Here is a 13,355-nt window from a genome sequence, read left to right on the forward strand (position 1 = left end):
GCCGCCGACGATGATCCCAAGGAACTGTCCGATGCAGCTGGCGAACACCCCCTACTTCACCCGTCCCCTGTTCTTCTTCGACCAGACCCGCTTCCGGCGCGCCCTGGCCGCCGGTGACAAGCCGGCCCTGGAAATTTTCAAGGATGCTGCCGGCGCCGCCGACACGCAGATGGAACAGCGCTTCCGCGAGGGCGAGGATGTACGCACCCTGGTGCACGAGCGGGCACTGTTCGTCGACTGCCTGCTCCACTACGCCTGGCACCAGTACCAGTGGCCCGCGGGCATCAGCCTGCTGGCCGTGGGCGGCTATGGCCGCGGCGAGCTCCACCCCCACTCCGATATCGACCTGCTGATCCTCACCGACGGCCAGCCCGACGGCCATGTGGTGGACAATATCGAACGCCTGGTGGCTTTCCTCTGGGACCTGGGGCTGGACATCGGGCACTCCGTACGCACCCTCGAGCAATGCCTGGAGATGGCCGGCCGCGATATCACCGTGGCCACCAACCTGATGGAATGTCGCACGGTGGTTGGCGACGACCAGCTGCGCGCGCAACTGGCCGGGCGCATGACGCCCGACAGGCTGTGGGCAGCCGATGAGTTTTTCGCTGCCAAGGTCGCAGAGCAGAACGAGCGCCACCATCGCCAGCAGGGCTCCGAATACAACCTGGAACCCAACATCAAGAATGCCCCCGGTGGGCTGCGGGACATCCAGACCATTGGCTGGGTAGCCAAGCGCTATTTCCGTGTGCGTACACTCAAGCAGCTGCAGGGCAAGGGATTCTTCACTGAAGAGGAATTCGGCATCCTGCAGTCGGGTGAGGACTTCCTCTGGCGCGTGCGCTACGGCCTGCACCTGCTGGCCGGGCGGGCCGAGGAGCGACTGCTGTTTGACTACCAGCGCGAGCTGGCCAGGCAGTTCGGCTACGTCGACACCGACACCCACCTCGCGGTTGAGCAGTTCATGCACAGCTACTATCGCATCGTAATGGCCCTGCGGGAACTCAACGACGTACTGCTGCAGTTCCTCGACGAGGCCATCCTGCAACGCGGCCAGAGCGAGAGCGTCACCCCCATCAACGAGCGCTTCCAGCTGCGCGACAACACCATCGAGGTGACCCAGACCCGGGTATTCACCGAGGACCCGTCCGCATTGCTGGAGATCTTTGTGCTTACAGCGGAAAACCCACGGATCGAGGGAGTACGCGCCTCCACCATCCGCCTGATCCGCGAGCACCGCCACCTGATCGACGACCACTTCCGGGCCGACCCCCACAATGCGGAACTGTTTATGCAGTTGCTGCGTTCACCGCGCGGCCTGTCCACCCAGCTGACGCGGATGACCCGCTACGGCATCCTCGGCCGCTACCTGCCCGAGTTCGGCCGCGTCACCGGCCAGATGCAGCACGACCTGTTCCATATCTATACCGTGGACGCCCACACCCTGCAGGTGGTGCGTAATATGCGCAGTTTCCGCGGTCCCGAGGCCTGGGAGAAGTACCCCATCGCCGCCGAGATCCTGGCGCGGTTGCGCCGGCCAGAGCTGCTGTATATTGCCGGCCTCTACCACGATATCGCCAAGGGCCGCGGCGGCGACCATTCCATCCTGGGAATCCGCGATGCTGACGCCTTCTGCCGTCGCCACGACCTGCCCGCCCGCGATCGCCGGCTGGTGTGCTGGCTGGTAGAGAAACACCTGCTGATGAGTGCCGTCTCGCAAAAGCAGGACATCAGTGATCCGGAGATAGTGCACAGCTTTGCCCGCGAGGTTGGCGATCGCGAGCACCTCGACTACCTCTACGCCCTCACCGTGGCCGACATCAACGCCACCAATCCCGAGCTCTGGAACAGCTGGCGCGCCAGCCTGATGCGCCAACTCTACCAGGCCACCCGCCGCGCCCTGCGCCGCGGGCTGGAAAACCCGATCGACCGCGAGGAGATCATTGAAGAGACCCGGGCACAGGCCAGCGAAAAGCTGCAGGCCATGGGTCTGCCGCAATCCTCGGTGGAGAATATCTGGTCCCAGATGGGCGAGGACTATTTCGTCCGGGAAAGTGCGGACAACATCACCTGGCACACGGCAGCGATCCACCAGCTGATCTGCGCCAACGAGAAAGGGGAGACCAGTGACACCCTGGTTCTGACACGGAACTCCGGCCCCGGCGAGCACGATGGGGCCACGGAAATCTTTGTCTATACCCCCGACCGGGCCAACGTGTTCGCGGCCGTGGTTACCGGCCTCGACATGCTAAACCTGAATATCCACGATGCCCGCCTGTACAGCTCGGCTGCAGGCTACACCCTGGACACCTTCTACGTGCTGGACGAATCCGGCCAGCCACTGCTGGAGGATCCGGCAAAACTGGAGCAGATCCGCACCACACTGCAGGAGGAGCTGGCGCTGGTGGAGGACTACTCGAAAGTGATCAAGCGCCGTACGCCACGGCGCCTGAAGATGTTCGAGCTGGAGACCCGCGCCCACCTGACTACCGAGCCTGGCGATCACTACAGCACCCTGGAAATCACCAGTGCCGACCGGCCGGGCCTGCTGGCACGCATTGCACGGATCTTTGTCGACCACGACCTGCAACTGCATAACGCCCGGATCTCCACCCTGGGTGAGCGTGTCGAGGATATCTTCCATATCACCGACGCGGCCGGGAACCTATTGCAGGACGAGGAGGCCAACCGGCAACTGGAGGAAGCCATCTGCCGGGAGCTGGATGCGCACCAGACAATCCAGCAGGCACCGTAAGCGGTTACACTGCCAACCTGCAGGCACTTTGACCACATTGAAAAACAACGCCGTGCACCGCCACGACGCCAGGCTGGCATAGATTGCCGGAGACGAAAGCGACGCACCGCAATGCGCCGCCACAAAAAAGAAAGACTGATGAACCCTAACCTGGAAAAGCTACAACCCTACCCCTTTGCCAAGCTGGCGAAGCTGAAAGCCGGCCTGGTCCCGGCCGACCAGCCGCACATTGCGCTGTCGATCGGTGAACCCAAGCACCCCGCACCTGATTTTGTCCGCGAGACACTGGTGGCGCACCTGGACCAGCTCTCCGCCTACCCGGCAACCAAGGGGCTCGACGACCTGCGTGGCGCCATCGGCGACTGGCTCCGCGCGCGGTTCGGGCTGGAGCATGTCTGCCCCGATACGCAGGTTTTACCGGTCAATGGCACCCGCGAGGCGCTGTTCGCCTTTGCCCAGGCTGTCGCTTCACCGGGCAGCAGGGTTCTGATGCCCAACCCTTTCTACCAGATCTACGAGGGCGCGGCCCTGCTGGCAGGGGCTTCGCCCTTCTTCCTGAATTGCACCGCGCAGACCGGCTTTCGTCCCGACTTCGGCGCAGTGCCGGCAGGGGTTTGGCGGGACTGCGACCTGCTCTACCTGTGTACGCCGGGAAACCCGACCGGGGCGCTACTGGACGAGGATGCGCTGCGACAGTTGATTGACCTCGCCGATCGCCACGATTTCATCATTGCGTCCGACGAGTGCTACTCGGAACTGTATTTCGATGAGGACGCCCCGCCTCCCGGGCTGCTGCAGGCCTGCCGCGCCATGGGCCGGAATGACTTCAGTCGCTGCGTGGTCTTTCACAGCCTCTCGAAGCGCTCCAACCTCCCGGGCCTGCGCTCGGGGTTTGTTGCCGGCGACGCGCAGGTACTGGAAAAATTCCTGCTCTACCGCACCTACCATGGCTGCGCCATGCCACTGCCGCACCAGCACGCCTCCATCGCCGCCTGGCGCGATGAGACCCACGTGAAGGAAAACCGGGCGCTATATCGGGAAAAGTTCGCCGCAGTACTTGAAACCCTGGACGGCTGCCTCGATGTTTCAGCACCCGAGGCAGGCTTCTACCTCTGGCCCCGCGTCGGCGACGGCGAAGGATTTGCCCGGGAACTGTTCCGGCAGCAGAACATCACCGTGTTACCGGGCAGCTTCCTGGCGCGCGAGTCCGGTGGTAGCAACCCGGGCCGGGAATATGTACGCATGGCCCTGGTAGCGACACTGGAAGAGTGCATAGAGGCCGCCCGGCGTATTCGCGCATTCTGCGGCTGATCCCGGACAGCTCCGGGCAGCCGGGGCCATCGGCCCCTCATCGGTGCATAAAAACCAGTAGACGGCCCGGCGCCGTTTACAGGCAGAAGACAGAACTTCATGGCAGTAAAAAACTTACTCAAGCAGGAACGGGTCGACTTTATCCTGGACAAGCTCGAGGAGCTCTACCCGGAAACCCCGGTCCCGCTCGACCACAGGGATCCGTACACTTTACTGGTGGCGGTGCTGCTCTCGGCCCAGTGTACCGATGAGCGCGTCAACCAGGTCACACCATCCCTGTGGCAGCTGGCCGACAACGCTGCGGATATGGCCCGGGTACCAGTGGAAAAAATCCAGCAGGTAATCCGTCCCTGCGGCCTGTCACCACAAAAGGCCAGGGCGATCAGCAAGCTGTCCCAGATCCTGGTTAACGAGTACCACGGCAAGGTGCCCGAGAACATGGCCGCACTGGAAACCCTGCCCGGCGTGGGCCATAAAACCGCCAGCGTGGTGATGGCCCAGGCGTTCGGCCACCCGGCTTTCCCGGTGGATACCCATATCCACCGGCTGGCACAGCGCTGGGGGCTTACCAGCGGCAAGAATGTGGCGCAGACCGAGAAGGACCTTAAGCGCCTGTTCCCCCGGGACCGGTGGAACCGCCTGCACCTGCAGATCATTTTCTACGGCCGGGAATATTGCTCCGCGCGGGGCTGTGACGGCACCGTGTGTGAAATCTGCACCACCTGCTACCCGGCACGCAAGAACCCCAAGAAAACCAAGAAGGCATAGTGGTATTCGAATGATTACTCTCTACGGCATCAAAAACTGCGACACCGTGAAAAAAGCCCGCAAATGGCTTGAAACCAACGGGGTCGAATACCGTTTCCACGATTTCCGCGAGGACGGTATGGACAACGTGCCGCTGCAACAGTGGCTGGAAGACTATGGCTGGGAGCAGGTGCTGAACCGCCGCTCCACCAGCTGGCGCGCACTCGAAGATACGCAGAAGGAGACCATGGACAACCCATCGGCCCTCACTGCCGCGCGGGAAGCCCCCACCCTGATCAAGCGGCCGGTCACCGTATCCGGCCAGGGCGTCCTCTTCGGTTTCAGGGAAGCGGCATTCAAAGAACTGGTCAATTAAGGAAGCATTCACCCATGAGCGATACATACAGCATCGGATTCGGCGTCGGCACCTGTAACCGCAAAGGCGAGTGGCTCGAGGTTTTTTACCCCCGGCCCATGCTCAAACCCGACGCGGCAGTGGCAACGGCTGTCAGGGAAACCCTCGGTATAGACAGCGGTAACCAGAGTGCTGCCCTGGACCCGGCCCAGCTGGAGCCCCTGGCGGAACGAATGGAAGCGGCCGGCGCCGGAGATCAGGCGGAAGTGCTGCGCCAGTTTGCCAGCACCCAGCGGCCACTGGTGGCGGTGTTCCTGCAGGACGACACCGCGCCGGAGTCGGTGCCCGAGGCCTACCTCAAGCTGCACCTGCTGTCCCACCGCCTGGTGAAGCCCCATGAGACAAAACTCGATGGTATTTTCGGCAAGCTCGTCAATGTCGCCTGGACCAACCAGGGCGCCATCGACCTGGAAGAGCTGCCCCAGCGCCAGCTGGAAGCGCGCCTCAAGGGCGAGCTGCTGGACGTGGATTGTGTGGACAAATTCCCGAAGATGACCAACTACGTGGTCCCCGGCGGCGTGCGCATTGCCCACACCGCCCGTGTGCGCCTGGGCGCCTACCTGGGGGAGGGAACCACCATCATGCATGAGGGCTTCGTCAACTTTAACGCCGGCACCGAAGGCCCCGGCATGATCGAGGGTCGCATCTCTGCAGGCGTCTTCGTCGGTGCCGGTTCTGACCTCGGCGGTGGCTGCTCCACCATGGGCACTCTGTCTGGTGGCGGCAACATCGTGATTTCTGTGGGCAAGAACTGCCTGCTGGGCGCCAATGCCGGTATCGGTATCCCCCTGGGCGACCGCTGTACCGTGGAGGCAGGACTCTATCTCACCGCCGGCACCAAGGTGGCCCTGCTGGACGACACTGGCAAGCTGGTTGAGCACGTCAAGGCCCGTGACCTTGCCGGCAAAACAGACCTGCTGTTCCGCCGCAATTCCACCAACGGCGCGGTGGAGTGCCTGACCAACAAGAGCGCAGTAGAGCTCAATGAGGCGCTGCACAGCAACTGACACCGGTGCCCGGCGAGCACTGCAGGCAGTCGCTCCCCGGGCTGCCCTCAGGGACAGCTACTGCCCCTGTTCACTGCTTGATTTATCCAGGGGATAAAATGCAAGGGCCAGCCGGAAACAGCGGTTCGGCTCTTCCCCCTCCCCCTCGGCATGTTCGCCCAGCCACTTTATGTAGTCGAAAACCGCATCAATCCGCCGGCGCAGCTCGTCGATATGCTCCTGTTCGGCGTTAACAGCCAGATGGCCGAGAACCGCCTCATCTTCTGCATCGACCGCCGCCACGCTCGGAAACAGCTCAGCCATCTCCCTACCGGTTCCCGCGAACATTTCCAGCAATACCCCCGGTACATCCCCACCGGCGGCCTCCCCGGAGAATAACTGCGGATCAACCTGGAAGGATTTGGCGATAGCCTCGTAGTACTGCTCGACGGTGCCGCGATTCTGCTGGTTGCGGGTCTTGCGGATCAGCCCGGCCCTCTCCAGCATCTCCACATGGTGGTAGAGTTTTGTGGGTCTCTCTCCCAGGTTTTCTGCCACTTGCTTGGTGGTGAACTCGCCACCACAGAAGACCATCAGGATGCGGCTGCGCAGGGGATGCGCCAATAATCGCACCTGCTCCAGGTCGTTCAGGATATAGCCGCCACTCTCACTCACAGATTTCTCTCCCCATTACCCATGTCCGGCGGATACTAACACACATTCAAACTGTTGCTATTATTCAGTAAAACATGAATAATCACCGCCTGCTTAATAATCAAGCATAACTGAATAAAACAGAGGATGTTACCGTGACAGACGCCAACCTGAGTAAAAGGACACCCCCCGCAAAACCATTCTGGCTCCTCTGGAGCTGCCAGGCCCTGTCATTGCTCGGCAGCCAGGCGGTGCAGTTTGCCCTGATCTGGTGGCTTACAGCAGAAACGGGCTCAGCAGCCACACTGGCTACCGCAGCAGTTGTCGGTCTTCTCCCCCAGGTCCTGCTCGGCCCTCTCATAGGGACCTTCGTGGACCGCTGGAACCGAAAGTACATCATGCTGGTCGCCGACGGCGCCGTCGCACTGGTCTCCGCTTGGCTGGCTTACCTGTATTTCACCGACGCCATCGGGGTCTCCCACCTCATGGTGGCACTGGGCCTCCGGGCTATCGGGGCCAGTTTTCACTCCGCAGCGATGACAAGCTCGACGACCCTGATGGTGCCTGCATCCCTTCTCAGCCGAATCCAGGGCCTCAACCAGGCCCTGCAGGGTGGCGCGCCCCTGCTCTCGGCCCCCCTGGGCGCCCTGTTGGTGGCGGCCCTGCCAATGAGCAGTATCCTGCTGGTTGATGTCATTACAGCACTGGTCGCCATCACGCCCCTCGTTTTCATCCGGGTTCCACAGCCGGCTACGAGCCAGAGCACAGACAGTTCATTCCTGGGGGACATGGCCCTGGGCTTCCGGTACCTGGGGAAACATCGCGGCCAGCTTTACCTGCTGTGCGGGGCCGCCGGCGTTAACCTTGTCGCTGTGCCCGCGTTCGTGCTGCTGCCGCTTTTTGTCATCTCTGAATTGCAGGGCACAGCACTGCAACTCGGCTGGCTTGAAATGATTTTCGGCGCCGGTTCTATCGCCGGGGGCGTGCTGCTGGGAATCTGGGGTGGATTCGAGCGGCGCATCGTTACCGCACTTTTCGGGCTCGCCGCGATGGGAATAGCGGTGATCAGCCTGGGCCTGGCGCCCGCCGAGATATTTTCTGTGGCCCTGGTCTCCATGCTGCTGGTTGGCACAGGCACGTCTTTAGTCAACGGATCCATTCACGCGATTCTCCAGGCCACGGTTCCGCCCGATTACCAGGGCCGCATCTTTACGCTGGTGGCAAGCGTGGCAGGTGCAATGACCCCCCTTGGACTCGCGCTGGCAGCACCTGTGGCAGAGGTAATGGGTGTCCGCTTCTGGTACCTGGCCGGTGGCGTCACCTGCCTGGTCGCCGCAGGCGCCGCCACAATGGTCCGGGCGATTATGGAAATAGAGACAACAGCCACGCTACCCGAAGACCCGGCCGGGATTTCCGTCGAGTCCCCGGGGCCGGGCTAACAACAGCTTGCTGACAGCATGAGAAATAGCTAGGGTGCCAGCGGGCAGTCTCGTGCCCCGGCCCCCCGTCAGACACTATGGAAGAATCATGACACCGACCCTGAAACTTGCCAGCGACCTGATCCGCCTTCGTTCCGTCACCCCCGACGATGCCGGCTGCATGCCGCTGATGCTTGAACGCCTGGAAAAAATCGGCTTCACAACCACGTACCTCCGCCGTGGCGACACCGACAATTTCTGGGCTGTGCGCAACGGCGGCGGCGCGGGACCGCTATTTGCTTTCGCCGGCCACACCGACGTGGTACCCACCGGCCCCGAGGACAATTGGAAACACCCTCCGTTCGAACCGGTCATTGAAAATGGCTACCTCTATGGCCGCGGCGCCGCGGACATGAAAGGCTCGCTGGCGGCAATGGTCATCGCCTGCGAAGAGTTCATCGCCGCGCACCCCGACCACAATGGACGCATCGCCTTCCTGATCACCAGCGACGAGGAAGGGCCGGCCACCGACGGTACCGTCAAGGTAGTCGAGTGGCTGCAGGAACAGGGAGAGAAAATTGACTGCTGCCTGGTGGGGGAGCCCTCCAGCACCGATCGGGTCGGCGACGTGATCAAGAACGGGCGCCGCGGCTCCCTGGGACTCGAACTCACTGTCTTCGGGACCCAGGGCCATGTGGCCTACCCTCACCTGGCGGCAAACCCCGTGCACATGCTGGCCCCGGCACTGGCGGAGCTGGCTGCGGAAAAGTGGGACAACGGCAATGAGTTTTTTCCGGCCACCAGTTTCCAGGTATCCAATATCAACGGCGGTACCGGTGCCACCAACGTGATCCCCGGCGAAGTCAAAGTCATCTGTAACTGGCGCTTCTCCACCGAGACCACGTCAGAGCAGCTGCAACAGCGCGCCCGCGCGATTCTCGATTCACATGGCCTCAGGTACGAGGCCAACTTCAAGCTCTCCGGCCAACCTTTCCTGACTGCTGCCGGCCCGCTGGTGGAAGCGGCCCAGTCGGCGATCGAGTCTGTCTCCGGCGAAAAGACACAACTGTCCACCGCCGGCGGCACCTCGGACGGTCGCTTTATCGCACCGACCGGCGCGCAGGTGGTGGAACTGGGACCGGTCAACGCCACTATTCACAAGGTGGATGAATGTGTACGCGCAGAGGACCTGGATCGCCTTAAGGATATGTACCGTGAAATACTGTGTAATCTGATGCTGTGACACAGTTCACCCGGCCGGCTTGTCCGGCCCGGGGCCTGTTGCATAATGGATCCGATACCTGAATAGGAAGCCCATTATGCAAGGACGCCGGTTGATGCTGGTTTTTCTGTTGTTTTTGTCACTGCCAACCTGGGCTGCATCCCGGGTGCCCCTTGGTGACCTGGTAAAACACGCCGAGATCCAGCAGGTAAAACTCTCCCCTGATGGCAGCCATATCGCAGTGCAGAAATTGCATGAGGGCGAGCGGGTGCTGGTTTTTATGTCACTCTCCCCTCTCGAGGTGACCGGCGCCCTGCGCTTTCGCGGCAAGGAAGAGGTCGGCGACTTTTACTGGGCCAACGATGAGCGCGTGGTCGCCGAGGTAATTTCCCGGCGGGCCGCCCTGGAGGCGCCTGTCAGCTATGGCTCCCTCTATGCAATCAACTACGATGGCTCCCGGGGCAAGAATATCTTTGGCTGGGCAGCCGGCGAGAACCAGGCCGGCTCCCGTATAAAGCGGGCAGAAAGCACCCGGGCACGCGCAACCCTGATCGATACCCTGCCCGATGACGACAGGGAAATCCTGGTTTCCACCTACCCCTGGGCCCGGGACTGGGAGACCCACGGCGAAGTCCTGCGTATCAATATATATTCCGGGGTGAAGGACCGCGTTGTAGGCCTCCCGCAGGTAGGCGGGCGCGCCTTCACCGATGGCCGCGGCGAATTATTGTTTGCCAATGGCACCAACCGTTCGGGCGATTACCAGCTGTACCGCAAGAAAGAGGTTGGCTGGGAACAAGTCGGGAACCCGCTGCTGGAAACCGGCACACCGGTAGGGTTCGATCACGAGGCAAACGCTGCCTACCTGGTTATCAACCGGGCGGGCAAGACCGAGCAGCTGGTGCGGCTGCAGATGGAAACCGGTGAAGTCACCCCGGTGTACAGTCACGAATTCACCGATATCACCGAGGTGATCCACGAGCCGAGCTCGGGCCGGCCCGTGGGTATCTACCTCGACCCGGGCAAACCAAAGGCAGAGTTCTTCGATGAGAACGGTGGCTTCGCGGCATTCTTCCGTGGCCTCAAGAAAGCCTTTGCCGGATACCGAATCGACTTCACCAGCTTCAGCGAAGACGGCACCAGGGGCGTGCTCCGTGTGTCCGGTGACCGGCTGCCCGGCGATTACTTCCTGGTAAACCTGGAATCCAGGAAGGCGGACTTCCTACTGCCTTCGGCCGAATGGCTGCAGCCAGACCAGTTGAACCCGATGCAGGCGGACTCCTTTACCACCGAGGATGGCCTGCGTATCGGCGTCTACCTGACTTTCCCCCGGGACCGCGGGGAGAACCTGCCGATGGTGGTGATGCCCCACGGCGGCCCCCACGCCCGCGACTACTGGCGCTACGATCGCGAGGCGCAGATCCTGTCACAGAATGGCTACCTGGTATTGCAGGTCAACTTCCGCGGCTCCACAGGTTACGGCGATGCGTTCTTTGATGCAGGCCGGCGCGAATGGGGCGAAGACATCCAGCAGGATATTGCCGACGCCGCCCGCTGGGCGGTGAAACAGGGTTACGCCGACGGCGACCGGATCTGCATCTTTGGCGCCAGCTTTGGTGGCTACTCCGCGATGATGAACCCCATTCGCTACCCCGATCTCTACCAGTGCGCAGCAGGTTATGTGGGCGTTTACGACCTGGCGATGATGTTCGACCGGGGAGATATACAGCGGCGGGACCGTGGCATCGCCTACCTTGCCGAGGAGCTCGGCGAGGACGAGGCATTCCTGCGGGCCCATTCACCGCTGCACAACACCGCAGAGCTGGACCTGCCACTGTTTATTGCCCATGGCGGCCAGGACGAGCGCGCGCCGGTCGAGCACGCCGAAGCCCTGCTGGAGCGGCTGGAGGAGGAAGGACGGCAGGTGGAAAGCCTGATCGTACCGGATGAGGGACACGGCTTTTACAGCGAAGAGAACAACCTGAAACTGTATCGCCAGCTGCTGGCATTCCTCGACCAGCACATCGGTGTGGGCGCCACCGAGAAGAACCGGAAGGCAAGGGACTAGTTACGCACCGGGTGCGGGCGCCTCAGTGGAGGCGTCCGCGCGAACCACCGGGTACATGTTGCTGCGGCTCTTCCAGGCCGTGGGTCATGACAAAGTAATAGGCCACCTGTGGCTGCCCCTGCACCTCTACCAGCAAGTCAAAATTGAATTCGCCCTTTTCGCCAGGACTCACCTGCACGGTGTTCACATGCTCCGGCTCGATAAACAGTTCAGCCACCAGGCGCTTGCCCCGCACCACCTGGACCAGCAACGTGCGCGCATCCTCGCGACTGAACCGCCAGTGGTAATCGTCGTCATCGTAAACCACCGAGTCGGCGGTACCGGCCCGCAGGATACAGTTGGGGTGGTCGGCCAGCCATGCCCAGAACTCGTCAAAGGGTAGTGTCGTCTGCATGGCGGGCTCAGTCATCCAGCGCGGCAACGCTGTCCGCGCCACCCGGCAGGCCAAATTCCCGTGCGATCTGGCGGCACCACTGGTTCAGGCGGCCCGCGGTCAGCTCTTCCTGCTGGTCCTCATCGATGCCCAGCCCGACAAAGCGGCCCTCACCCTCAATCTCGGCCTTTGAGGCCTCGAATTCGTATCCCTCTGTCGACCAGTGCCCCACAATTGCAGCGCCGTTGGCAACGATCACATCGTGCAGCATCCCCATGGCATCGAGGAAATAGTCACCGTAGCCAAACTGGTCGCCCAGCCCGAATAGCGCCACGGTCTTACCGGTGAAGTCGATCTCCTGGACATCTTCCCAGAACTCCTCCCAATCGGACTGGATCTGGCCGAAGTCCCACGTGGGGATACCGAAAATGAGCTGCTCGTACCCGGCGATTTCAAGCTGCGTGACATCGGCAATATCATGCACTTCCACACGCTCCTCGCCCAGGCGGGCGCGGATACGCTCGGCCACACCCTCGGTGTTGCCCTCATCACTGCCAAAAAACAAGCCGATCTTGCTCACAAACACTCCTATCAACAGACTTTCACCGCATGCGAACACCCATGACCAGATGGTCAGGCTGCACCGCCTGGCGAGGCGCGGTATTTTCCCAACAATACCTGCCTACAGCAAGCGCGGCTGCCGACAGTCACCTGGCCGTACCGCCAGGCATAAAAAACCCCCGCATGGCGGGGGCAAGGATGGCGCGTCGGCCGGGCAGTTGGGGCGCGCCCGGCACTTCGCACAGGACGGTTACTTGACTGATTGGATAGCGCTTTACTCGCTGTCGGTGCGCTGCTTGCGACGCTCCTTCCAGCGCTCCTTGCGCTCACTATGCATTTGCTCGAGCTTGGCCTTCTGCTCGTCAGTGAGGATTGCCTGGAACTGCTCGTGGCGCTCGTGCCGCTGTTGCATCTTCTTGATCTCGAGTGCACCCAGTTTTGCCGCCAGGCTGTCCAGGGTCGCCTGGTCTGCCCCCGAATCCAGGGCCTCACGAACCTGGCTGCGCAGCTCGTGCATCTCCTTGCGGAGTTCGCGCCGCTTCTCCCGACCGGCCTCACGATTGGCCTCCAGCTGCGCCCTCTGGCCCTCGGTAAGCTCCAGCTTGTCAGCCATGCGGTCAAACATCTCCTGGTGGTGATGCCCCTTGCCATGGTGATTTCCGTGGTCACCCGCCAGCGTAATGCCGGGAACAGCGACGGCCGAGGCCAGGACCAGGCTACCTGCGAACTTCTTCCAGTTGCTCCGCTGCATAACTGATTCCTCTCAATCTGGTGTGAGTTGTTCTGTGTCGGTAGGTGCATAGTAGGCCCGCACGGGGTAAATGGGGGCAAAGGGGGGTAAACAA

The 13,355-nt window shown here is 62.0% G+C and carries 12 protein-coding genes; 8 read left to right on the forward strand and 4 right to left on the reverse strand.

What is annotated here, in order from left to right; genetic code table 11:
• Positions 1–31 precede the first annotated feature (31 nt).
• The 5 genes from LVD10_RS12425 (at position 32) to dapD (ending at position 6,235) form a co-directional block, all read left to right on the forward strand.
• Positions 32–2,755, forward strand: coding sequence for a [protein-PII] uridylyltransferase (locus LVD10_RS12425; RefSeq protein WP_237063834.1), 2,724 nt, complete (start codon positions 32–34; stop codon positions 2,753–2,755).
• A 138-nt stretch (positions 2,756–2,893) separates the two neighbouring features.
• A complete protein-coding gene (gene dapC, locus LVD10_RS12430; RefSeq protein WP_232941557.1) occupies positions 2,894–4,066 on the forward strand; it encodes a succinyldiaminopimelate transaminase in 1,173 nt (390 codons plus the stop codon).
• Between the two features lie 99 nt (positions 4,067–4,165).
• Complete coding sequence (nth, locus tag LVD10_RS12435; protein ID WP_232941556.1) at positions 4,166–4,834, forward strand: endonuclease III; 669 nt, start codon at positions 4,166–4,168, stop codon at positions 4,832–4,834.
• Between the two features lie 10 nt (positions 4,835–4,844).
• A complete protein-coding gene (locus tag LVD10_RS12440; protein WP_232941555.1) occupies positions 4,845–5,189 on the forward strand; it encodes an ArsC family reductase in 345 nt (114 codons plus the stop codon).
• Positions 5,190–5,203: 14 nt separating this feature from the next.
• Entirely contained in the window at positions 5,204–6,235 is a 1,032-nt protein-coding gene (gene dapD, locus LVD10_RS12445) for a 2,3,4,5-tetrahydropyridine-2,6-dicarboxylate N-succinyltransferase (RefSeq protein ID WP_232941554.1), read from the forward strand.
• 57 nt (positions 6,236–6,292) lie between these two features.
• Here dapD and LVD10_RS12450 read toward each other — a convergent pair whose 3' ends face one another.
• Positions 6,293–6,889: a winged helix-turn-helix domain-containing protein gene (locus LVD10_RS12450; protein ID WP_232941553.1), complete on the reverse strand. Its 597-nt coding sequence runs from the start codon at positions 6,887–6,889 to the stop codon at positions 6,293–6,295.
• A 134-nt stretch (positions 6,890–7,023) separates the two neighbouring features.
• Between LVD10_RS12450 and LVD10_RS12455 the strand changes: the two genes are divergently transcribed.
• From LVD10_RS12455 to LVD10_RS12465, 3 genes are all read left to right on the forward strand, one after another.
• On the forward strand, positions 7,024–8,307 hold the full coding sequence (locus LVD10_RS12455; protein WP_369413283.1) for an MFS transporter: 1,284 nt from the start codon (positions 7,024–7,026) through the stop codon (positions 8,305–8,307).
• A gap of 88 nt (positions 8,308–8,395) precedes the next feature.
• Positions 8,396–9,529: a succinyl-diaminopimelate desuccinylase gene (gene dapE, locus LVD10_RS12460; protein ID WP_237063836.1), complete on the forward strand. Its 1,134-nt coding sequence runs from the start codon at positions 8,396–8,398 to the stop codon at positions 9,527–9,529.
• Positions 9,530–9,623: 94 nt separating this feature from the next.
• The gene (locus LVD10_RS12465) at positions 9,624–11,576 is read left to right on the forward strand and encodes an alpha/beta hydrolase family protein (RefSeq protein WP_232941551.1); all 1,953 of its coding nucleotides are present in this window, start codon (positions 9,624–9,626) and stop codon (positions 11,574–11,576) included.
• 22 nt (positions 11,577–11,598) lie between these two features.
• Here the strand turns inward: LVD10_RS12465 and LVD10_RS12470 are convergent, their stop codons facing one another.
• The 3 genes from LVD10_RS12470 to LVD10_RS12480 all read right to left on the reverse strand — a co-directional run bounded on the left by LVD10_RS12470 (position 11,599) and on the right by LVD10_RS12480 (position 13,261).
• Positions 11,599–11,970 carry a hypothetical protein gene (locus tag LVD10_RS12470; RefSeq protein WP_232941550.1) on the reverse strand — a complete coding sequence of 124 codons (372 nt, stop codon included), beginning with the start codon at positions 11,968–11,970 and terminating at the stop codon, positions 11,599–11,601.
• Between the two features lie 7 nt (positions 11,971–11,977).
• Positions 11,978–12,529 (reverse strand): flavodoxin, encoded by a 552-nt coding sequence (locus LVD10_RS12475; protein ID WP_232941549.1) that lies wholly within the window; start codon positions 12,527–12,529, stop codon positions 11,978–11,980.
• Positions 12,530–12,784: 255 nt separating this feature from the next.
• A complete protein-coding gene (locus LVD10_RS12480; protein WP_232941548.1) occupies positions 12,785–13,261 on the reverse strand; it encodes a Spy/CpxP family protein refolding chaperone in 477 nt (158 codons plus the stop codon).
• Positions 13,262–13,355: the final 94 nt, after the last annotated feature.

The organism is Microbulbifer zhoushanensis, assembly GCF_021729055.1.
GTDB lineage: Bacteria > Pseudomonadota > Gammaproteobacteria > Pseudomonadales > Cellvibrionaceae > Microbulbifer > Microbulbifer zhoushanensis.

Bases quoted from the DNA above. Each gene is read 5' to 3' on its own strand.
- LVD10_RS12425 (WP_237063834.1), top strand. From the start codon at position 32: ATGCAGCTGGCGAACACCCCCTACTTCACCCGTCCCCTGTTCTTCTTC.
- LVD10_RS12480 (WP_232941548.1), bottom strand. From the start codon at position 13,261: ATGCAGCGGAGCAACTGGAAGAAGTTCGCAGGTAGCCTGGTCCTGGCC.
- LVD10_RS12440 (WP_232941555.1), top strand. From the start codon at position 4,845: ATGATTACTCTCTACGGCATCAAAAACTGCGACACCGTGAAAAAAGCC.
- nth (WP_232941556.1), top strand. From the start codon at position 4,166: ATGGCAGTAAAAAACTTACTCAAGCAGGAACGGGTCGACTTTATCCTG.
- dapE (WP_237063836.1), top strand. From the start codon at position 8,396: ATGACACCGACCCTGAAACTTGCCAGCGACCTGATCCGCCTTCGTTCC.
- dapD (WP_232941554.1), top strand. From the start codon at position 5,204: ATGAGCGATACATACAGCATCGGATTCGGCGTCGGCACCTGTAACCGC.
- LVD10_RS12470 (WP_232941550.1), bottom strand. From the start codon at position 11,970: ATGCAGACGACACTACCCTTTGACGAGTTCTGGGCATGGCTGGCCGAC.
- dapC (WP_232941557.1), top strand. From the start codon at position 2,894: ATGAACCCTAACCTGGAAAAGCTACAACCCTACCCCTTTGCCAAGCTG.
- LVD10_RS12465 (WP_232941551.1), top strand. From the start codon at position 9,624: ATGCTGGTTTTTCTGTTGTTTTTGTCACTGCCAACCTGGGCTGCATCC.